The following is a 21,072-nucleotide window of genomic DNA, read 5'->3' as shown; positions in this document are numbered from 1 at the left end:
TGTGCAATTGCACAAGGAATGATCAATGATTGGAAGCGCGACGGGCGCCGCAGCAGGGTGACGGAGGTGAACGAACTCCTGACCACCGCCGAGATGGCAGAGGCCGACAGGCTGGCGATCGCCTTGGGGATTCCCGGCATCGAGCTGATGGAAAATGCCGGTCGCGCGGTTGCCGCGGCGGCGCTGCCGCTGGCGCGCGGCACGGAAGTCCTGGTCATGTGCGGGCCGGGCAACAACGGCGGTGACGGCTTCGTTGCCGCGCGCCATCTTGCTGCGGCCGGTCGCAAGGTGCGCGTGATGCTGCTCGGAGAGGTCGGGCGTCTGCGCGGTGATGCGGCCGTCATGGCGGCGCGCTGGGACGGCGATGTGCATCTGCTCGGCCCGGATGTGCCCGGGGCGGCTGGGGTCGTGGTTGATGCGCTCTTCGGCGCAGGGCTGTCTAAGCCGGTCGATGGTGCAGCGGCAGCGGCGATCGAGGCCGTCAACCGGTCCGGCCTGCCGGTGGTGGCGGTCGACGTACCCACGGGACTGGACGGCAGTAGTGGCCAGGTGCGCGGCATTGCCGTGCGTGCGACGCGCACGGTGACCTTCTTCCGGCTGAAACCCGGTCACCTGCTGATGCCGGGCCGGGACCTGTGTGGCGAGGTCCGCCTGGCCGATATCGGCATTCCGGGATCGGTGCTCGACGACATCAGGCCGAGCGCCTTCGCGAACCGGCGTGAGATTTGGGCCGGCCGGCTGTGCTTGGGCCGGCGCGATATCCACAAATATGACCGGGGGCATGTGCTTGTCGTCGGCGGAGACCAGTGGAACACGGGCGCCGCGCGCCTTGCCGCCCGTGCCGCGCTGCGCGCGGGTGCCGGTCTGGTGACGGTCGCAAGCCCGACTGCGGCGCTGCCCGTTTACGCTTCGCATCTCACATCGGTGATGCTTCGGGACGGGGAGGGCGTCGAGGGCGTCAAGGCAGCGCTCGCCGACCCCAGACGCAACGCCGTCGTCATCGGACCTGCCGCAGGCGTCGGCGATGCGACCCGCGACAAGGTGTGCGCCGTGCTCGCGGCTGGCCGGTCGGCGGTACTCGACGCCGATGCCCTGACCAGTTTCGAGGCAAGTCCCGAGCAGCTCTTCGGAGCAATCCTGTCGGACCGGGCCCGTCCTGTCGTGATGACCCCGCACGAGGGCGAATTCCGCCGGCTGTTCGGATCGGTCGTCGACATGGACGCCGACAAGCTTGCCCGGGCCCGCGCCGCGGCCCGCTTGTCCGGTGCCGTCGTTCTCCTCAAGGGCACCGACACGATTGTCGCAGCTCCCGACGGCAAGGCGTGGATCAATGACAATGCGCCGGAGTGGCTGGCGACCGCCGGTTCGGGAGATGTCCTGGCCGGGATCGTCGCGGCCTTGCTGGCCCGCGGACTTCCTGCGCCCTTGGCCGCGGCGGCTGCGGCGTGGTTGCACGGCGCCGCCGCGCTGCGGGCGGGGCCGGGGCTGATCGCCGAGGATCTGCCCGAAGCCATCCCCTCGGTGCTGCGGGAGCTGCGGAATTGATCGCCCGGCATCCTCGCCTTCGGTCTGGCCGAGGGCGGGCGCGGCCGGTGCGAATTCGGTACGTGCGATCGGCAGGGCGCGGGGTGTCCTTTTCGCTGGCACGCCCGCAAAACCCTATGCTATAGACCGCGCCCGTGCGCGGGGTCGCCCGCCGGCCGTGTCGCGGGCGTGGTGGAACTGGTAGACACGCGAGATTTAGGTTCTCGTGGCGAAAGCCGTGGGGGTTCAAGTCCCTCCGCCCGCACCAGGCCACCGACGAGGCCACCCTCATCCAGCAGGTCGAAGCCACAGGCCGAAGCCAAGGTCCATTCCAGCAAGAGCCAACGATCGAAACGTCATGCAGGTCACTGAAACCCTCAACGAAGGACTGAAGCGCGAACTGCGGATCACGGTGCCCGCCCAGGAGCTCGACTCCCGCCTCAACGATCGGCTGGCCGAGCTGAAGGATCGCGTGCGCATTCGCGGTTTCCGGCCTGGCAAGGTGCCGGTCGCCCACCTGAAGCGGGTCTACGGCCGCTCGGTGATGGCGGAGGTGATCGAGCAGACGGTCAGCGAGTCGAGCCAGAAGGCTGTGACCGACCGCAACGAGCGTCCTGCCTTCCAGCCCGAAATCACGTTTCCGCAGGACAAGGATGAGATCGAGCGGGTGCTCAGGGGCGAGGCCGATTTCGGCTTCACCATGTCCTTCGAGGTGCTGCCGGCTGTCGAAATGCCGGACTTCTCGAAGATCTCGATCGAGAAGGAGGTGGCCATCGTCGATGATGCCCTCATCGAGGAGGGCATCGCCCGCATCGCCGCACAGAACCGCCCGTTCGCCCCGCGCGAGGCGGGCGGCAGGTCCGAGAGCGGCGACCGCCTGATCATCGACTATGTCGGCAGGATCGACGGCGAGCCCTTCGAGGGCGGCTCCGACGAGGGCGGCCAGATCGAGCTTGGCAACGGATCGTTCATTCCCGGCTTCGAGGAGCAGCTCGTCGGCCGTGCCGCCGGCGAGCAGGTTCTCGTGAAGGTGACCTTCCCGGAGACCTATCCGGCCCGGCACCTGGCCGGCAAGGAGGCGGAGTTCGATGTGACCGTGAAGGAGGTGCTTGCCCCCGGCGAGGTCAAGATCGACGACGAATTCGCCAAGTCACTCGGCCTGGAATCGCTTGACAAGTTGCGGGAGGCGGTGCGCGAGCGCCTCACCGCCGACTTCGCCGCCCAGACCCGCCGCAAGGTCAAGCGCAAGCTGCTCGACGCACTTGACGGGGCGACGAGCTTCGAGTTGCCGCAGAAGCTCGTTGAGTCCGAGTTCGAGTCCATCTGGCGGCAGGTGACGGCCGATCTGGAGCGGTCCGGCCGCAGCTTTGCCGATGAGGGCATGAGCGAAGAGGACAGCCGGGCCGAGTATCGCAGGATTGCCGAGCGGCGCGTTCGGCTCGGTCTGCTCCTTGCCGAAATCGGCGCGAAGCACGACATAAAGGTCACTGACGAGGAAATGAATCGCGCGCTGATCGAGCGCGTCCAGCAGTTCCCCGGTCAGGAGCGGGCGGTCTGGGATTACTACCAGAAGAACCCCGGGGCATTGGCAGCGTTGCGCGCCCCGGTTTTCGAGGAGAAGGTGGTGGACTTCATCCTAGAGCTCGCCAACGTCACCGAGAAGACGGTGACTCGCGAGGAGCTGTTCGACGATCCGGACGATTGGCACGATCACGATCATCACCACGATCATGATCATGACCATCATCATCACCATCACCATGATCATGGTCACGACCATCACCATGACCATGATGGCGGTGAGGCGAAGGGCTAAGCCGGATAGCTCGGACCTCAGCCGGCCGGGCTTCATGGCCAGCCGGTTCCGTCTAACATGCGGGCAGGCGAATCGGGCGCGCCACATCGCGTGGCGCGCCTCCAGATTGAGCGGAGACATCCATGCGCGATCCCGTTGATACCTACATGAACCTGCTCGTCCCCATGGTGGTTGAGCAGACGAACCGCGGCGAACGCGCCTTCGACATTTACTCGCGGCTGTTGAAGGAGCGGATCATCTTCGTGACCGGTCCCGTCGAAGACAACATGGCGACTCTGGTTACGGCGCAGCTCCTCTTCCTTGAGGCGGAGAATCCCAAGAAGGAAATCGCCATGTACATCAACTCGCCTGGCGGCGTCGTCACGTCCGGCCTGGCGATCTACGACACGATGCAGTTCATTCGTCCTGCGGTGTCGACGCTGTGCATCGGCCAGGCTGCCTCGATGGGCTCGCTGTTGCTGACCGCAGGCACGGCCGGCATGCGTCATGCGCTCCCGAACGCCCGCATCCTGCTCCACCAGCCCTCCGGCGGGTTCCAGGGGCAGGCCTCGGACATCGAGCGTCATGCCGAGGACATCATCCGCATCAAGCGGCGCCTCAACGAGATCTACGTCAAGCACACCGGCCGCGATTACGACACGATCGAACGGACGCTCGATCGCGACTACATCCTCACCGCCGCCGAGGCGAAGGAATTCGGCCTCGTCGACTCTGTCCTGGAGAAGCGGGCGGAGCCGGACGCCGAACCCGTCGTCAAGGGGCGCGGATGAGTCGGCGGCGATAAACGTTAATGTCCTGTTGATCGATGCATACCTAGCATGGTTGCATTGGCCAACGGTGTTCCGGGGGCTATAACCATCGACGAGACCGGGATTGCGGCGCGGGGGCCGCGCTCCAGGTCGAAACCGAAGTCCGACGGGCCCCAGCGGCCCTCAGGACGAACCGGAGTGACCGAATGAGCAAGGTCAGCGGCAGCGATACCAAGAACACGCTCTACTGCTCCTTCTGCGGCAAGAGCCAGCATGAGGTGCGTAAGCTCATAGCAGGACCGACGGTGTTCATCTGCGATGAGTGCGTCGAGCTGTGCATGGATATCATCCGCGAGGAGAACAAGAATTCCTTCGTCAAGTCGAACGACGGCGTTCCGACCCCGGCGGAGATCTGCAAGGTTCTCGACGATTACGTGATCGGCCAGCCGCACGCCAAGCGCGTGTTGTCGGTGGCCGTGCACAATCACTACAAGCGCCTCAACCACAGCTCGAAGTCGAACGACGTCGAGCTGGCGAAGTCGAACATCCTGCTGATCGGCCCGACTGGCTGCGGCAAGACGCTGCTGGCCCAGACGCTCGCCCGCATCCTCGACGTGCCGTTCACGATGGCCGACGCGACGACTCTGACGGAGGCGGGCTATGTCGGCGAGGATGTGGAGAACATCATCCTGAAACTGCTGCAGGCCGCCGATTACAATGTCGAGCGGGCGCAGCGTGGCATCGTCTACATCGACGAGGTCGACAAGATCAGCCGCAAGTCCGACAACCCGTCCATCACCCGCGACGTGTCCGGAGAGGGCGTGCAGCAGGCGCTCCTGAAGATCATGGAAGGGACGATTGCCAGCGTTCCGCCGCAGGGCGGTCGCAAGCACCCGCAGCAGGAGTTCCTGCAGGTCGACACGACCAACATCCTGTTCATCTGCGGAGGCGCCTTCTCGGGGCTCGAGAAGATCATCTCGGCGCGCGGCCGGGGTACGTCCATCGGCTTCGGTGCGGAGGTGAAGGCCCCCGACGATCGCAAGACGGGCGAGATCTTCCGGGATGTCGAACCGGAGGATCTGCTGAAATTCGGTCTCATTCCGGAGTTCATCGGCCGCCTGCCGGTCATCGCGACGTTGAACGACCTCGACGAGCAGGCGCTCGTGCGCATCCTGACCGAGCCCAAGAACGCACTCGTCAAGCAGTATCAGCGGCTGTTCGAAATGGAGGGCGTCGAGCTGTCGCTGCCGCAGGACTCACTCGAGGCCATCGCCCGCAAGGCGATCGAGCGCAAGACCGGCGCGCGCGGCCTGCGCTCGATCATGGAATCGATCCTGCTCGACACGATGTTCGATCTGCCGAGCCTCGACGGCGTCGAGGAGGTTGTGCTCGGACCGGATGTCGTCGAAGGCAAGGCGCGGCCACTCTACATCTACGCCGACCGGGCCGAGAGCGTCGAATCGAGCGCCTGAATCTTCGGTCGGAACCGCCCCGGCAGGATCCGGGGCGGTACTTGACTTGCTCCGGGGGCGTGGCCACCTATTGAAGCGACATTTGGCGTCGCCGCAGAGCGAGTCGACCGGTTCGGGCCCATCGACGGCCCGAGGATTGCCAACCGGCCGTTGACCCGTGCGCGTTCTCCGGGCGTATAGCTGGCGTTCGCCTCAGCAATTGTGAGAGGACCAATTCATGGCCGACGACACGACGCGCGTCATCGGAGCCGGCGGCGGCGCGGACATCTATCCGGTGCTGCCGCTGCGCGACATCGTCGTCTTCCCGCACATGATCGTTCCCCTGTTCGTGGGGCGCGAGAAGTCGATCCGCGCGCTTGAGGAGGTGATGCGGACGGAACGTCCGATCCTGCTCGCGACACAGAAGAACGCCGGTGACGACGAGCCGGCCACCGATGCCATCTATGAGGTGGGAACGCTGGCCTCGGTCTTGCAGCTGCTCAAGCTTCCCGACGGAACCGTCAAGGTGCTGGTCGAGGGCCAGAGCCGGGCGCGACTGATCAGCTACACTGACGAGACGGAGTTTTTCGAGGCGCGCGCCGTGGTCCTCGCCGAGGAGCTGGGCGATGAAGTCGAGGTGGAGGCGCTCGCACGCTCGGTGGTCGCCGAGTTCGACAACTACGTGAAGCTCAACAAGAAGGTGTCACCCGAGGTTCTCGGTGCGGTTACCCAGATCGACGACTATTCCAAGCTCGCCGACACCATAGCCTCGCATCTGGCCGTCAAGATTCCCGAGAAGCAGAAGATCCTGGAGACGGTCTCCGTATCCGCGCGCCTCGAGCAGGTGCTTGGCATGATGGAGAGCGAGATCAGCGTCCTGCAGGTCGAGAAGCGCATCAGGAGCCGCGTCAAGCGTCAGATGGAGAAGACGCAGCGCGAGTACTACCTGAACGAGCAGATGAAGGCGATCCAGAAGGAGCTTGGCGACTCGGAGGACGGCCGCGACGAACTGGCCGAGATCGAGGACAAGATCGCCAAGACCAAGCTGTCGAAGGAGGCCCGCGACAAGGCCCAGGCCGAGCTGAAGAAGCTTCGCCAGATGAGCCCGATGTCGGCCGAGGCAACGGTGGTGCGCAACTACCTCGACTGGCTTCTGTCGATCCCGTGGGGCAAGAAGTCGCGGATCAAGAAGGACCTCGCCCACGCCCAGGCCGTGCTCGACGCCGATCACTTCGGGCTGGAGAAGGTGAAGGACCGGATCGTCGAATACCTGGCCGTCCAGCAGCGCGCCAACAAGCTGCGGGGACCGATCCTTTGCCTGGTCGGCCCGCCCGGAGTCGGCAAGACCTCGCTCGGCAAGTCGATCGCCAAGGCGACTGGCCGCGAGTTCGTGCGCGTGTCGCTCGGCGGCGTGCGTGACGAGGCCGAGATCCGCGGTCACCGCCGTACCTATATCGGCTCGATGCCCGGCAAGATCATACAGTCGATGCGGAAGGCGAAGACGTCTAACCCGCTCTTCCTGCTGGACGAGATCGACAAGATGGGCGCCGATTTCCGCGGAGATCCCTCGGCAGCGCTGCTGGAGGTGCTCGATCCGGAGCAGAACGCGACGTTCAACGACCACTATCTGGAGGTCGATTACGACCTGTCGAACGTCATGTTCGTGACAACGGCGAACACGCTGAACATTCCGCCGGCACTGATGGACCGTATGGAGATCATCCGCATTGCCGGCTACACCGAGGACGAGAAGGTCGAGATCGCGCGACGCCATCTGATTCCCAAGGCGATCCGTGAGCATGGCCTGAAATCGAAGGAGTTCTCGATCTCCGACGATGCGCTGTTGACCGTCATCCGCCGCTACACGCGGGAGGCCGGCGTGCGCAATCTCGAGCGGGAACTGGCGACACTCGCCCGCAAGGCGGTCAAGGATCTGATCGTGTCGCAGAAGAAGACGGTCAAGATCACGGCCCGGAACCTCGCCGATTATCTCGGCGTGCCCCGCTATCGCTACGGCGAGGCGGAGCTCGACGACCAGGTCGGCGTCGTCACGGGCCTTGCCTGGACCGAATTCGGCGGCGAACTGCTGACCATCGAGGGCGTGATGATGCCCGGCAAGGGCAAGATGACGGTCACCGGCAACCTGCGCGACGTCATGAAGGAGTCGATCCAGGCGGCGGCGGCCTATGTTCGCTCCCGGTCGATCGATTTCGGCATCGAGCCGCCGTTGTTCGACCGGCGCGACATTCACGTCCACGTGCCGGAGGGTGCGACCCCCAAGGACGGCCCCTCGGCAGGTGTGGCGATGGCGACGGCGATCGTCTCGATCATGACCGGGATTCCGGTGCGCAAGGACGTCGCGATGACGGGCGAAATCACCTTGCGCGGCCGCGTCCTGCCGATCGGCGGCCTCAAGGAGAAGCTGCTGGCTGCGCTGCGCGGCGGGATCCGCACGGTGATCATACCCGAGGATAACGCCAAGGATCTGGCGGACATTCCGGACAACCTCAAGAGCGGCCTCGAAATCGTGCCGGTCGCGCGGATGGACGAGGTGCTGAAGCGGGCGCTGGTACGTCAGCCCGAGCCGATCGAGTGGGAAGAGCCGGTCGCCGGCCCCCGCGTCAGCGGCGAGGACGAATCCCAGTCCGGGCTTGTGGCGCACTGAATCTTTTTCGGATATGAAGGCGCCCGCCACTCAGGCGGGCGCCTTTTCCTTTGCCCGCCGCGAAACGAGGCGATAAACGTCGACGCTCGGGCGTCAGTCCGGTTCCCGGCGAGAGGTTCCGGACGCAACAACGTGAAACGCAGGACGAAAGGAAAAGACCGTGAACAAGGCCGATCTCATTGCGAAGGTCGCGAGCGACACCAGCCTGCCGAAGGCCCAGGCCACGGCAGCCGTGGATTCGGTGTTCGGCGCGATCGAGGGGGCGCTCAAGAGCGGCGAGGAGGTCAAGCTCGCCGGGTTCGGTACCTTTACGGTTGCCAAACGCGCCGCGTCTACCGGGCGCAATCCCAAGACCGGTGAGGCGATCAAGATTCCGGCCACCAAGCTGCCGAAGTTCAAGCCCGGCAAGGGGCTGAAGGACGCAGTGAAGTGATCGGCCCGGCACCTTGGTGCCGGATCGCAGCGGATGACGAGCCCCGCGCCCCGTGCGTGGGGCTTTTCATTGCCCCTAGATGGCTTGAACGGCATTTCGGAGCGGGATAAACCCGACGCCGGTTGCCGCGGGATCCTGCGGCTTTCAGGGGCGGTTAGCTCAGCTGGTAGAGCGCCACGTTTACACCGTGGATGTCGGGAGTTCGAATCTCTCACCGCCCACCATCCCGCCGCTTGACTTGCCGCGGGCGGTCACTTAAGTCGGGGCATCCTGATGCGCGGCCGCTGCGCTGCGCAGTCCGGGGGTGTAGCTCAGTCGGTTAGAGCGCCGGCCTGTCACGCCGGAGGCCGCGGGTTCGAGTCCCGTCACTCCCGCCATTCTCCCTTGATCTGTTCCGGCCCGAGCGCGCTCCGAGCGAAGCACGCGCAGCCGCTGGAGCCACATGTCGGTCGAGCGGTCTTCTCGGCTGGTTGAAGACCGCGCAGGCCGATCCGTCCGGTGAAACCGGTGACAGGAGCGTCAGGCGGCCTCGGCCGCCCTGGCATCACGGATTGCCTTCCAGACCACCTCCGGGGTCGCCGGCATGTCGATCGACCGGATGCCCAACGGCGCCAGCGCGTCGATGACGGCGTTGATGATCGCGGCAGGCGCCCCGGTGGTGCCGGCCTCGCCCGCGCCCTTGACCCCGATCGGATTGTGGACGCACGGCACCTCGTTCAGCGCCGTGTCGATCGACGGTACGTCGTCGGCGCGTGGCAGGCAGTAGTCCATGTAGGAGGCCGTCAGCAACTGGCCTTCCTCGGAGAAGGCCACCCGTTCCAGCAAGCACTGACCGATGGCCTGGGCGACCCCGCCATGCATCTGGCCTTCGACGATCATCGGATTGATGGCGATGCCGACGTCGTGGATGCCGACCAGCTTCTCGACGGCGACCTTGCCGGTATCCGGATCAACCTCGACCTCACAGACGAATACCCCGTTCGGGAACGTGAAATTCGGCGGATCGTAGAAGGTCGTCTCCTCGATGCATGGCTCCATCTGATCGAGCGGATAATTGGCCGGCACGTGGGCTGCGAGCGACATCTGCACCCATCCGAGCTCCTTGTCGGTACCGGCGACCTTGAAGGTGGCATTCTCGAACACGATGTCGTCGACGGAAGCCTCGAGGATGTGGGCGGCGATCCGCTTGCCCTTCTCGATCACCTTGTCGGCGGTCAGCGCCAGCGCCCCGCCGCCGACCGCCATGGACCGCGAGCCATAGGTGCCCATGCCGAACGGGACAGTGGCCGTGTCGCCGTGCACCACCTCGATCTGGTCGACGCTGAGCCCGAACTTGTCGGCGACCACCTGGGCGAAGGTCGTCTCATGGCCCTGGCCGTGGCTGTGGGCGCCGGTGAACAGCGTCACCGATCCCGTAGGATGGACGCGGATCTTCGCCGCCTCGAACAGGCCGGCGCGGCAGCCCAGCGCGGTGACGGCGGCCGACGGCGCCGCCCCGGAAGATTCGATCCAGCAGGCAATGCCGCGCCCGCGCAGCCTGCCGGCCTTGCGGCTGGTCTTCCGGCGCGCCTCGAAACCCTTCCAGTCGGCCTTCTCGAGCGCCATGTCGAGGGCCTTGGCGAAGGCGCCTGAGTCGTAGACGACGCCGACCGGCGAGTGGAAGGGAAAGCCGTCCTCGGGGATGAAGTTCCGACGGCGGATTTCGGCAGGATCGAGCCCCATCTCGCGCGCTGCCGCATCCACGACCCGTTCCAGCGCGTACATGCATTCCGAACGTCCGGCGCCGCGATAGGCATCAACCGGGGTCGTGTGGGTGAAAGCCGCCCGCACACGCGCATGGATCGCTGGCGTCGCATACTGGCCTGAGAACATCAGCGCGTAGAAGTAGGTCGGAATCGACGGCGCGAAGGTGGACAGATAGGCACCGAGATTGGCGGTGGTGTCGACTTTCAGCGCGAGGAAGCGCCCACGCCTGTCCATGGCCAGCTCCGCCGTGGTGACGTGGTCGCGGGCATGCGCGTCGGTGAGGAAGGCATCGGTGCGCTCGGCGGTCCATTTGACCGGGCGGCGCAACGTTCGAGAGGCCCAGGTGACCAGCGCCTCCTCGATGTAGTGATAGATCTTCGAACCGAAGCCACCGCCGACATCCGGAGCGATGATCCTAAGCTTGTGCTCGGGGATGTGCAGCACGAAGGCACCCATCAGCAGACGGATGACGTGCGGATTCTGGCTCGTCATGTAGAGGGTGCACGCGTCGCTGGTGGCGTCCCAGTGCGCGTTGGCGGCGCGTGTTTCCATGGCGTTGGGCACCACGCGGCTGTTGACCAGTTCGACACGGGCCGTCCTGGCGGCTCTGGCGAAGGCAGCGTCGACGGCCGCCTTGTCGCCGATCTCCCAGTCGTAGCAGAGGTTGGAGGGAAGTTCGTCGTGTACCTTCGGCGCCCCGGGCTCCAGCGCCGCAACGGGGGAGGTCACAGCAGGGAGGGGCTCGTAATCGATCTCGATCGCCTCCAGTGCGTCTCGCGCCTGTTCGATACTCTCCGCGACGACCATCGCAACCGTATCGCCGACGTGGCGGACCTTGCCGGTGACGAGCAGCGGATGCGGCGGCTCGGCCATCGGTTGGCCGTTGCGGTCGGTCACAAGCCAGCCACAGGGCACGCCGCCAAGCCCGGCCGCGGCCACGTCCTCGCCGGTGAACACGCCGACGACGCCGGGCATCGCCGTCGCCTTGGCGACGCTGAGAGAACGGATGCGCGCATGCGCGATCGGCGAGCGCAGGAACAAGGCATAAGTCTGTGCAGGCAGCACGATGTCGCCGGTATAGCGCCCGTCGCCCCTGATGAAGCGCTCGTCCTCCTTGCGCTTCAACGACACGCCGATCGACCCGCCCATGCTTGTTCTCCTCCCGCTGGTCGACATGGCCGCACGCCCGGGGGGTGGCGCAGCAGCGCTGTCCCAAGGTCATCTTGGGGGCAGGCGCGCCGGTGCGCAAGGCGGATATGGAAGTTGGGCATCGTCGCGCCGGGGCGGCGGGATGCGCCATCAGTCCGAGTTGAGCCGCTTAAGTTCGGAGACCAGCAGCATCGGCGCAAGGAAGGTCGCGCCGGCCGGCACCTTGAGATCGACGACCCGGGCCATGTCGGCAACGAAGCTGTTGCAGTTGTAGCCGACCCAGCTCCAGTCCGGCGGATCCGCCCGCGCCGCCTCGATCGCAGCCAGCAACCGGGCATATTCGTCAGACGTCAGCCGGTGTCGGAAGACGATGCTCGGAGGAATCAGTTCGTCGAGGGGGACGGCTGTCATCGTCGATTCGGTTCCTGTGATGCCGAACACGAACCCGCCGATATTGTCCTTCGGATAGAGGCCAGCCGTCATCTCGTCGGCGATGGTATTGTCCTCGGCGACGCGGCCATAGGCGATGAAGGTATGGCCGACAATGTCCGGCCCTGTCCGGGCGCGAAATTCCACCACGAAGTCGCCGGGTCGGGCGATCTCGTCGTCCTCGACCGGGGCTTCCAGGGCAGGATCCGCGAGCGCGTCGTCCGCAAAGGCGAGCATATAGGAGGGGGCGTCCTTCCGGAGCATGTTGCAGCCGCCCAGAAGCAGTCCAGACACAAGAATCACCAGATGCCGACAACGCAACATGCGAACTCAAGGCTTCGGCTTCCGGACCGGATGGAACCGAATCCATTGTCCTCCGTGTCGAGGCCGCGGCAATGGCGGGCCACGCGACACATTGACATAACCGATGTTCTTCGGGAAGGCACGGAGATCGGAGGAATCCCGTGCGGGTCAGGCCGGCGGCGCTTGCTCTCGGTGGGGGCGTGGGCTAGTTCTACGCCCCGAGAAGGATGGAGCTGTGCGGCGCAGCATCGCGCCGCCATGAGGAGCACGATCAGGCGTCATGCCGGAGTTTCTCCAGGAGTATCTACCGATTGCGATCTTCATCGGTGTGGCCGGCATCGTCGGCCTCGCCCTGATGGTATCCCCCTTCGTGATCGCCTACCGGAACCCGGACCCGGAGAAACTCTCCGCATACGAATGCGGCTTCAATGCGTTCGACGATGCGCGGATGAAGTTCGACGTTCGATTCTATCTCGTCTCGATCCTCTTCATCATCTTCGATCTTGAAGTGGCGTTCCTGTTCCCCTGGGCCGTGGCCTTCGGCGAGCTCGGCTGGTTCGGCTTCTGGTCGATGATGATCTTCCTCGCCGTGCTGACGGTCGGCTTCGTCTACGAGTGGCGCAAGGGAGCTCTGGAATGGGATTGATCCGCAGTTCCGACGATACGCTCGTCGCGCCGAAGCCCAAGGGCCTCGTCGATGCGGCCGGCCGGCCGGTTGGTGCCGACGATCCGTTCTTCACTGGTGTCAACGCCGAGCTCGCCGACAAGGGGTTCCTCGTCACCGCGACCGATGCCCTCATCACCTGGGCGCGCACCGGCTCGCTGATGTGGATGACCTTCGGCCTCGCTTGCTGCGCGGTCGAGATGATGCAGATGTCGATGCCGCGCTACGATGCGGAACGGTTGGGCTTTGCGCCGCGCGCCAGCCCGCGCCAGTCGGACGTGATGATCGTCGCTGGCACGCTGACCAACAAGATGGCCCCTGCGCTGCGCAAGGTCTACGACCAGATGCCGGAGCCTCGCTACGTCATTTCGATGGGCTCGTGCGCGAACGGGGGCGGCTACTATCACTATTCCTATTCGGTCGTGAGGGGGTGCGATCGCGTGGTTCCGATCGATGTCTATGTGCCGGGCTGTCCGCCGACGGCCGAGGCGCTTCTGTACGGCGTGCTGCTGCTGCAGAAGAAGATCAGACGGACCGGCACCATCGAGCGCTGACCTGGCGCCTCTCGGAGCACTGGCATGGACGAAGCGCTGACGGAACTCGGCGAGTATATTGCCCAATCTCTCGGGGGCGAGCGGCTCGATTGGGTCGTGGCGCATGGCGAGTTGACGGTCACCGTGCCGTTGGAGCGGCTCGTCGAGACCGCGCGCTTCCTGCACGATGACATCCGCTGCCAGTTCGTGTGCTTCATCGATGCCTGCGGGGTGGACTACCCCGAGCGCGAGAAGCGATTCGACGTCGTCTATCACCTGCTGAGCCCGCGCCAGAACCAGCGGATCCGGGTTCGGGTTGAGACCGACGACATGACCCCGGTGCCGAGCCTGACCGAGATCTGGCCCGGTGCGCTGTGGTTCGAGCGCGAGACGTACGATCTGTTCGGCGTGCTGTTCTCTGGCCATCCCGACCTTCGGCGCCTGCTGACCGATTACGGCTTCGAGGGGCATCCGCTGCGCAAGGACTTCCCGCTTACCGGCTTCGTCGAGGTGCGCTACGACGCCGCCGCCAAGCGCGTGGCCTACGAGCCGGTCCGGCTCAACCAGGAATTCCGCAACTTCGACTTCCTCTCGCCCTGGGAGGGGACCGACTACCTGCTGCCCGGGGACGAGAAGGCGAAGCAGTGAGCCCACCATGCCAGAAGTAGACGTTCGCAACTTCTCCATCAACTTTGGTCCGCAACACCCTGCGGCGCATGGTGTTTTGCGTTTGGTGCTGGAGCTTGATGGAGAGGTCGTGGAGCGCGTCGATCCGCATATCGGGCTGTTGCACCGTGGCACCGAGAAGCTGATCGAGTACAAGACCTACCTGCAGGCGGTCCCGTATTTCGACCGGCTCGACTATGTCGCGCCGATGAACCAGGAGCATGCCTTCGCGCTTGCCGTCGAGCGTCTGCTCGGCATCGAGGTGCCGAAGCGCGGTCAGCTGATCCGGGTGCTGTATTCGGAGATCGGTCGGCTGCTGTCGCATCTGCTCAACGTCACGACGCAGGCGATGGACGTTGGCGCGCTCACCCCGCCGTTGTGGGGGTTCGAGGAGCGCGAGAAGCTGATGGTCTTCTATGAGCGCGCGTCTGGGGCGCGCATGCACGCGGCCTATTTCCGGCCCGGCGGCGTGCATCAGGATCTTCCGCCGCAGCTCATCGACGATATCTGGGCTTTCTGCGATCCGTTTCTGAAGGTTTGCGACGATATCGAGGGACTTCTCACCGAAAACCGCATCTTCAAGCAGCGCAACGTCGACATCGGCGTCGTCAGCCTCGAGGATGCCTGGTCCTGGGGCTTTTCGGGCGTGATGGTGCGCGGTTCGGGAGCCGCCTGGGACCTGCGCAAGGCGCAGCCCTACGAGTGCTACAGCGAGCTGAAATTTGACATTCCGGTCGGCAAGAACGGCGACTGCTACGACCGCTATCTCATCCGCATGGAGGAGATGCGACAGTCGGTTGCCATCATGAAGCAGTGTCTCGAGAAGTTGCGTCGGCCCGAGGGGCAGGGACCGGTATCTTCGACCGACCACAAGATCGTGCCGCCCAAGCGCAGCGAAATGAAGCGCTCCATGGAAGCGCTCATCCATCACTTCAAGCTCTACACTGAGGGCTACAAGGTGCCTGCCGGACAGGTGTATGCGGCGGTCGAGGCGCCAAAGGGCGAATTCGGGGTCTATCTCGTCTCCGACGGCTCGAACAAGCCGTATCGCTGCAAGATCCGGGCGCCCGGCTTCGCCCATCTGCAGGCGATGGATTTCCTGTGTCGCGGCCACATGCTGGCGGATGTCTCCGCCGTGCTCGGCTCGCTCGATATCGTGTTCGGCGAGGTGGATCGCTGATATGGCCGTACGTCGACTCTGGCACGAGCAGCCTGCGGATTTTGCGTTCACCGAGGCCAATCTGGCCTGGGCGCGCAAGATGATCGGGCGGTATCCCGAGGGGCGCCAGGCATCTGCGGTGATCCCGCTGCTGTGGAAGGCGCAGGAGCAGGAAGGCTGGGTGACGGAGCCGGCCATCCGTTACGTGGCCGACATGCTGTCAATGCCATACATCCGCGTCTACGAGATCGCCACCTTCTATACCATGTTCCAGCTGCAGCCGGTCGGGCGGAAGGCGCATGTGCAGGTTTGCGGCACGACGCCGTGCATGCTGCGCGGGGCGGGCGACCTGATCGCGATCTGCAAACGCCGGATCGCCGAGCACCAGCACGAAGTCTCGCCGGACGGCGACTTCTCTTGGGAGGAGGTCGAGTGTCTGGGCGCCTGCGTCAACGCGCCGATGGTCCAGGTGTTCAAGGACACCTACGAGGACCTGACACCGGAGAGTTTCGAGGCGTTGCTCGACAGCTTCGCCTCGGGCAACACGCCAAAGCCGGGACCGCAGAACGGTCGGCATTATTCCGCACCGCTCGGCGGACCGATAGCCTTGACCGATCCGGCGATCTACGGGCTCGCCGAATCAAAATCGCATGCTGCGAGCAAGGCGCATGGCGAGGCGGCCACGCGTGAGGCACCGGAGACGCCGAAGGCGCGGCGTCAGAATGCCGGCCGCCCCAGGCTGTCCGACAGGCCGGAGGCGGAAGCCGCCCGCTTGCCTGACGGTACGCAGCAACCCGAAGCCGGCGCCCCTGTGTTGGACGATAGCCACAAGCCGGAGGGTCTCAAGGCCGCGCGCGACGGCAAGCCGGACGATCTGAAGCGGATTTCGGGAATCGGACCCAAGATTGAAGGCATCCTTCACTCGCTCGGCATCTTCCACTACGACCAGATCGCTGCATGGAATGAGGACAACGTCGCCTGGATAGATGGATATCTGAAGTTCAGGGGGCGCATCGGCCGGGAGAAGTGGATCGAGCAGGCCAGGACGCTCGCCAGCGGCGGTGAGACCGATTTCTCCAAGCGGTACGGAAAGGACGATTGAACCATGCTTTCCGACAAGGACCGCATCTTTACCAACCTCTACGGCCTCCACGACTGGCGCCTGAAGGGCGCGCTGAGCCGCGGCACCTGGTCGAACACCCGGGAGATCATTGCCAACGGACCGGACTGGATCATCGAGCAGATCAAGGCCTCGGGCCTGAGGGGGCGGGGCGGTGCCGGCTTTCCGACAGGGCTCAAGTGGTCGTTCATGCCCAAGGAGGTGGGAGATCGGCCGCACTATCTGGTCGTCAACGCAGACGAATCCGAACCCGGCACCTGCAAGGACCGGGACATCATGCGCTTCGAGCCGCACCAGCTCATCGAAGGCTGCATGATCGCCTCCTTCGCGATGCGTGCGCATGTCTGTTACATCTACGTGCGCGGTGAGTTCATCCGCGAGCGCGAGCATCTCGAATATGCGATCGAGGAGGCTTACGAGGCCCGCCTCGTGGGCAAGAACAACAGGAACGGCTGGGATTTCGACATCTACGTCCATCACGGCGCCGGTGCCTACATCTGCGGCGAAGAGACCGCGCTGCTCGAAAGTCTCGAGGGTAAGAAGGGGATGCCGCGGCTGAAACCGCCGTTCCCGGCCAATGCCGGTCTTTATGGCTGTCCGACCACGGTCAACAATGTCGAGTCGATCGCGGTGGCGCCGACCATTCTGCGGCGCGGCGCAGCCTGGTTCGCGGGTCTCGGCAAGCCGAACAACACCGGCACCAAGCTGTTCTGCATCTCCGGCCACGTGAACACGCCGTGTAACGTCGAGGAGGAGATGGGCATCCCGCTGCGCGAGCTCCTCGAGAAGCACGCCGGCGGCGTCCGTGGCGGCTGGGACAATCTGCTTGCCGTCATTCCCGGCGGCTCGTCGGTTCCCTGCCTGCCTGCCGAGCTGTGCCAGAACCTGTCGATGGACTTCGATTCGCTGCGCGACGTGAAGTCCGGCCTCGGCACGGCCGCGGTGATCGTCATGGACAAGTCGACCGACATTGTCCGCGCCATTGCTCGCCTGTCCTACTTTTACAAGCACGAGAGCTGCGGCCAGTGCACACCATGCCGTGAGGGCACGGGCTGGATGTGGCGTGTCATGGACCGCATGGCCCGCGGCGAGGCGCACAAGCGCGAGATCGACATGCTGCTCGACGTCACCTACCAGGTGGAGGGTCACACCATCTGCGCGCTGGGCGACGCGGCGGCATGGCCAATCCAGGGGCTGATCCGCCATTTCCGTCCGGAGATCGAGCGGCGAATCGACGAATTCTCGGCGCGCGCCAAGGGCGCACCGGTCCTTGAGGCGGCTGAGTAGGGGGCGAAATGACGGCAACCGACCGGATCGACATCGTCTTGCAGTTCCTGCGAAGGCCGAATGGAAAGATCGATCGTCTGTTCGACGTCGAGCACGTCTTGAAGCAAGGCATGACGATGTTGGCGGACACCCGGGCGGGCACCGACCGGCCATTGGCCCCAATGGAGATGCGGGGCGGGCGCATGGAACGCCAGTTGAACCTTGTCGAGCTGCACTGAACCGGAGACCACGGAAGCGCCATGTCCAGACTGATCGTCGACGGCACCGAGGTCGAGGTACCGGCCGAGTTCACGCTGCTGCAGGCTTGCGAGGAGGCCGGCGCGGAAATCCCGCGCTTCTGCTTCCACGAGCGCCTGTCGGTCGCAGGCAACTGCCGAATGTGCCTCGTGCAGGTAAAGGGGGCTCCGAAGCCGGTCGCCTCCTGCGCAATGGCGGTTCGCGACCTCAGGCCCGGCCCGAACGGCGAGCCGCCCGAGGTCATGACGCGGACACCGATGGTCAAGAAGGCGCGCGAGGGGGTGATGGAGTTCCTGCTCATCAACCATCCGCTCGATTGTCCGATCTGCGATCAGGGTGGGGAATGCGACCTGCAGGACCAGGCGATGGCCTACGGGGTGGATTCCAGCCGCTTCCACGAGAACAAGCGCGCGGTCGAGGACAAGTATATCGGACCGCTGGTCAAGACGATCATGACGCGGTGCATTCATTGCACCCGCTGCATCCGCTTCGTCACGGAGGTCGCCGGCGTTCCGGAACTCGGCGCCATCGGGCGCGGCGAGGACATGGAGATCACGACCTATCTCGAGAGCGCCATGTCGTCCGAACTGCAGGGCAACGTGATCGACCTGTGTCCGGTCGGAGCCCTCACCTCGAGACCCTATGCCTTCCAGGCGCGGCCGTGGGAACTGCAGAAGACCGAATCGGTCGACGTCATGGACGCGGTCGGTTCGGCGATCCGCGTTGACGTGCGTGGCCGTGAGGTGATGCGGGTCCTGCCGCGCCTCAACGAGGACGTCAACGAGGAATGGATCTCCGACAAGACCCGCTTCATCTGGGACGGACTCAGGACCCAGCGGCTCGATCGGCCCTATGTGCGCGACGGCGGCCGTTTGCGTGCCGCGACCTGGCCGGAGGCCTTCGCCCGGGTGGCGGAGAAGGTTAAGGGCACGTCGCCGCAACGAATCGGCGCGATCGTCGGCGATCTCGCCGCCGTCGAGGAGATGTATGCGCTGAAGGGGCTGATGTCGTCACTCGGTGTCACCTCGATCGACTGCCGGCAGGACGGTGCGGCGCTCGACCCGGCGGCCGGACGCGCCTCCTATCTGTTCAACGCGACCATCGCCGGCATCGACACCGCCGACGCCGTCCTGCTGGTCGGCACCAATCCGCGTCTCGAGGCGACGGTGCTCAATGCCCGCATCCGTCGCCGCTGGCTGACCGGCCGGCTGAAGGTTGGGGTCGTTCTGGGAGACCGCCCGGATCTCACCTACGGCTACGATTATCTCGGCGCAGGGCCCGAGACGCTGGCGGAGCTGGCGGATGGCGTCGGCAGCTTTGCCGATACGCTGAAGTCCGCCGAGCGGCCTATGGTGATCGTCGGCCAGGGTGCGCTCACGCGCCCCGACGGAGCCGCAGTGCTCTCCCTTGCCGCGAAGCTCGCCGTCGACGTCGGTGCGGTCGGTCCCGAGGGGGACGTCGGTTGGAACGGCTTCTGTGTCCTGCATTCGGCGGCGTCCCGCGCCGGTGGGCTCGATCTCGGCATGGTCCCGGGGGAGGGCGGCCGCGACGTTGCCGCGATGCTCGATGCCTCGGCCAAGGGGGACCTCGACGTCCTGTTCCTTCTCGGCGCAGACGAGATCGACGTGCCGGCCGGAGCCTTTGTCGTCTATATCGGCACCCACGGCGACCGAGGTGCCCACCGTGCCGACGTGATCCTGCCGGGGGCGGCCTACACGGAGAAGTCAGGCACCTATGTGAACACCGAGGGCCGGGTCCAACTCGCCAACCGTGCCGCTTTCCCGCCTGGTGATGCCCGCGAGGACTGGGCCATCCTGCGGGCGCTGTCGGACAGTCTGGGGCATCGACTGCCGTTCGATACGCTGGACCAGCTTCGCGCCCGGCTCTACCAGGACCACCCGCACCTTGGCCGTCTGGGCGTTATCGAGCCGGCCGATGCCGCAGCCGTCGGCAACCTCGCACAGCGCGGCGGCAAGCTGACGAAAGCGAGCTTTGTCACCGTCATATCCGATTTCTACCTGACCAATCCGATCGCCCGCGCCTCGGCTGTCATGGCCGAGATGAGCGCGCTGGCGCGGGCGCGGCGCGAGGGGGCGACCGGGACCCATGGCTGACTTCTTCTCGACCTGGCTCTGGCCGCTGCTCGTCATGATCGGTCAGAGCGTCCTGCTGCTTGTCTGCCTGCTGTTGATCATTGCGTATCTGCTCCTCGCCGACCGCAAGATCTGGGCGGCCGTCCAGCTCAGGCGCGGACCCAACGTCGTGGGCGCCTTTGGCCTGTTGCAGTCGTTTGCCGACCTGCTCAAGTTCGTTTTCAAGGAGCCGGTGATCCCGGACGGTGCCAACAAGGGCGTGTTCCTGCTGGCACCGCTGGTGACCTGCGTGCTGGCACTATCGGCCTGGGCCGTGGTTCCGGTCGATTCCGGGTGGGTAATCGCCGACATCAATCTCGGCATCCTCTACATCTTCGCGATCTCCTCGCTCGGCGTTTACGGCGTCATCATGGGCGGCTGGGCGTCGAACTCGAAGTATCCGTTCCTCAGTGCGCTACGCGCCGCCGCGCAGATGGTGTCCTACGAGGTCTCGATCGGCTTCGTGCTGATCACGGTTCTGTTGTGCGTCGGGTCATTGAATCTGACCGCCATCGTCGAGGCGCAACGCAGCGACTGGGGCCTGTTCGGCTGGTTCTGGCTGCCGCTTCTGCCGATGTTCGTGATCTTCTTCATCTCGGCGCTGGCCGAAACGAATCGTCCGCCGTTCGATCTGACCGAGGCGGAGTCCGAGCTCGTCGCCGGCTTCATGGTCGAATACTCGTCGACACCCTACCTCCTGTTCATGCTCGGCGAGTACGTCGCGATCGTACTGATGTGCGCGCTGACGACGATCCTGTTCCTTGGCGGATGGCTGCCGCCCTTCGACGTGGCTCCGTTCACCTGGGTGCCTGGCGTCATCTGGTTCGTGCTGAAGGTCTGCCTGGTCTTCTTCATGTTCGCGATGGTCAAGGCGATGGTGCCGCGCTATCGCTACGACCAGCTTATGCGCCTTGGCTGGAAGGTGTTCCTGCCTATTTCCCTGTTCATGGTCGTCGCCGTGGCTGCCGTGTTGCAGCTGACCGGCTGGGCGCCCTGAGCAAAGATCGAG

At 65.0% G+C, this 21,072-nt stretch carries 17 protein-coding genes and 3 tRNA genes; 18 read left to right on the top strand and 2 right to left on the bottom strand.

Features of this window, described 5'->3' with window-relative positions; all coding sequences use genetic code 11:
• The first annotated feature begins 18 nt into the window (after positions 1-18).
• The 9 genes from EDC22_RS07685 (at position 19) to EDC22_RS07645 (ending at position 9,015) form a co-directional block, all read left to right on the top strand.
• A complete protein-coding gene (locus EDC22_RS07685) occupies positions 19-1,545 on the top strand; it encodes an NAD(P)H-hydrate dehydratase (protein WP_132806060.1) in 1,527 nt (508 codons plus the stop codon).
• A 162-nt stretch (positions 1,546-1,707) separates the two neighbouring features.
• Positions 1,708-1,792, top strand: a tRNA-Leu gene (locus EDC22_RS07680).
• Positions 1,793-1,882: 90 nt separating this feature from the next.
• Positions 1,883-3,340, top strand: a complete 1,458-nt coding sequence (gene tig / locus EDC22_RS07675) for a trigger factor (RefSeq protein ID WP_132806059.1) — start codon at positions 1,883-1,885, stop codon at positions 3,338-3,340.
• Between the two features lie 122 nt (positions 3,341-3,462).
• Positions 3,463-4,110: an ATP-dependent Clp protease proteolytic subunit gene (locus EDC22_RS07670; RefSeq protein ID WP_132806058.1), complete on the top strand. Its 648-nt coding sequence runs from the start codon at positions 3,463-3,465 to the stop codon at positions 4,108-4,110.
• A 185-nt stretch (positions 4,111-4,295) separates the two neighbouring features.
• Positions 4,296-5,561, top strand: coding sequence for an ATP-dependent Clp protease ATP-binding subunit ClpX (clpX, locus tag EDC22_RS07665; protein WP_132806057.1), 1,266 nt, complete (start codon positions 4,296-4,298; stop codon positions 5,559-5,561).
• Positions 5,562-5,778: 217 nt separating this feature from the next.
• Positions 5,779-8,205, top strand: a complete 2,427-nt coding sequence (lon, locus tag EDC22_RS07660; RefSeq protein ID WP_132806056.1) for an endopeptidase La — start codon at positions 5,779-5,781, stop codon at positions 8,203-8,205.
• A gap of 160 nt (positions 8,206-8,365) precedes the next feature.
• A complete protein-coding gene (locus tag EDC22_RS07655) occupies positions 8,366-8,638 on the top strand; it encodes an HU family DNA-binding protein (RefSeq protein ID WP_132806055.1) in 273 nt (90 codons plus the stop codon).
• A gap of 148 nt (positions 8,639-8,786) precedes the next feature.
• Positions 8,787-8,862 (top strand) — tRNA-Val (locus EDC22_RS07650).
• A gap of 76 nt (positions 8,863-8,938) precedes the next feature.
• Positions 8,939-9,015 (top strand) — tRNA-Asp (locus tag EDC22_RS07645).
• A gap of 142 nt (positions 9,016-9,157) precedes the next feature.
• Here the strand turns inward: EDC22_RS07645 and EDC22_RS07640 are convergent.
• Positions 9,158-11,533 carry a xanthine dehydrogenase family protein molybdopterin-binding subunit gene (locus EDC22_RS07640; RefSeq protein WP_132806054.1) on the bottom strand — a complete coding sequence of 792 codons (2,376 nt, stop codon included), beginning with the start codon at positions 11,531-11,533 and terminating at the stop codon, positions 9,158-9,160.
• A gap of 150 nt (positions 11,534-11,683) precedes the next feature.
• A complete protein-coding gene (locus EDC22_RS07635) occupies positions 11,684-12,226 on the bottom strand; it encodes a hypothetical protein (protein ID WP_132806053.1) in 543 nt (180 codons plus the stop codon).
• A gap of 319 nt (positions 12,227-12,545) precedes the next feature.
• On the opposite strand from EDC22_RS07635, the gene EDC22_RS07630 reads away from it, so the two are divergent.
• From EDC22_RS07630 to nuoH, 9 genes are read left to right on the top strand one after another with little or no spacing between them, the layout of a single operon-like run.
• Positions 12,546-12,911, top strand: a complete 366-nt coding sequence (locus EDC22_RS07630; RefSeq protein ID WP_132806052.1) for an NADH-quinone oxidoreductase subunit A — start codon at positions 12,546-12,548, stop codon at positions 12,909-12,911.
• Positions 12,902-13,483 (top strand): NuoB/complex I 20 kDa subunit family protein, encoded by a 582-nt coding sequence (locus tag EDC22_RS07625; RefSeq protein WP_165926833.1) that lies wholly within the window; start codon positions 12,902-12,904, stop codon positions 13,481-13,483. The genes EDC22_RS07630 and EDC22_RS07625 overlap by 10 nt, the downstream gene beginning before the upstream one ends.
• 24 nt (positions 13,484-13,507) lie before the next feature.
• On the top strand, positions 13,508-14,110 hold the full coding sequence (locus tag EDC22_RS07620) for an NADH-quinone oxidoreductase subunit C (RefSeq protein ID WP_132806051.1): 603 nt from the start codon (positions 13,508-13,510) through the stop codon (positions 14,108-14,110).
• A gap of 7 nt (positions 14,111-14,117) precedes the next feature.
• Complete coding sequence (locus EDC22_RS07615; protein ID WP_132806050.1) at positions 14,118-15,308, top strand: NADH-quinone oxidoreductase subunit D; 1,191 nt, start codon at positions 14,118-14,120, stop codon at positions 15,306-15,308.
• Position 15,309: 1 nt separating this feature from the next.
• Complete coding sequence (gene nuoE, locus EDC22_RS07610; RefSeq protein ID WP_132806049.1) at positions 15,310-16,389, top strand: NADH-quinone oxidoreductase subunit NuoE; 1,080 nt, start codon at positions 15,310-15,312, stop codon at positions 16,387-16,389.
• Positions 16,390-16,392: 3 nt separating this feature from the next.
• Entirely contained in the window at positions 16,393-17,694 is a 1,302-nt protein-coding gene (gene nuoF / locus EDC22_RS07605; protein ID WP_132806048.1) for an NADH-quinone oxidoreductase subunit NuoF, read from the top strand.
• Positions 17,695-17,702: 8 nt separating this feature from the next.
• Positions 17,703-17,912 (top strand): hypothetical protein, encoded by a 210-nt coding sequence (locus EDC22_RS07600; RefSeq protein WP_132806047.1) that lies wholly within the window; start codon positions 17,703-17,705, stop codon positions 17,910-17,912.
• A 21-nt stretch (positions 17,913-17,933) separates the two neighbouring features.
• The gene (gene nuoG, locus EDC22_RS07595) at positions 17,934-20,045 is read left to right on the top strand and encodes an NADH-quinone oxidoreductase subunit NuoG (RefSeq protein ID WP_132806046.1); all 2,112 of its coding nucleotides are present in this window, start codon (positions 17,934-17,936) and stop codon (positions 20,043-20,045) included.
• The gene (gene nuoH / locus EDC22_RS07590; protein ID WP_132806045.1) at positions 20,038-21,060 is read left to right on the top strand and encodes an NADH-quinone oxidoreductase subunit NuoH; all 1,023 of its coding nucleotides are present in this window, start codon (positions 20,038-20,040) and stop codon (positions 21,058-21,060) included. The genes nuoG and nuoH overlap by 8 nt, the downstream gene beginning before the upstream one ends.
• Positions 21,061-21,072 lie beyond the last annotated feature (12 nt).

Source organism: Tepidamorphus gemmatus (assembly GCF_004346195.1).
Taxonomy (GTDB): Bacteria; Pseudomonadota; Alphaproteobacteria; order Rhizobiales; family Tepidamorphaceae; genus Tepidamorphus; species Tepidamorphus gemmatus.
This window is presented reverse-complemented; position numbering and strand designations above follow the sequence as displayed.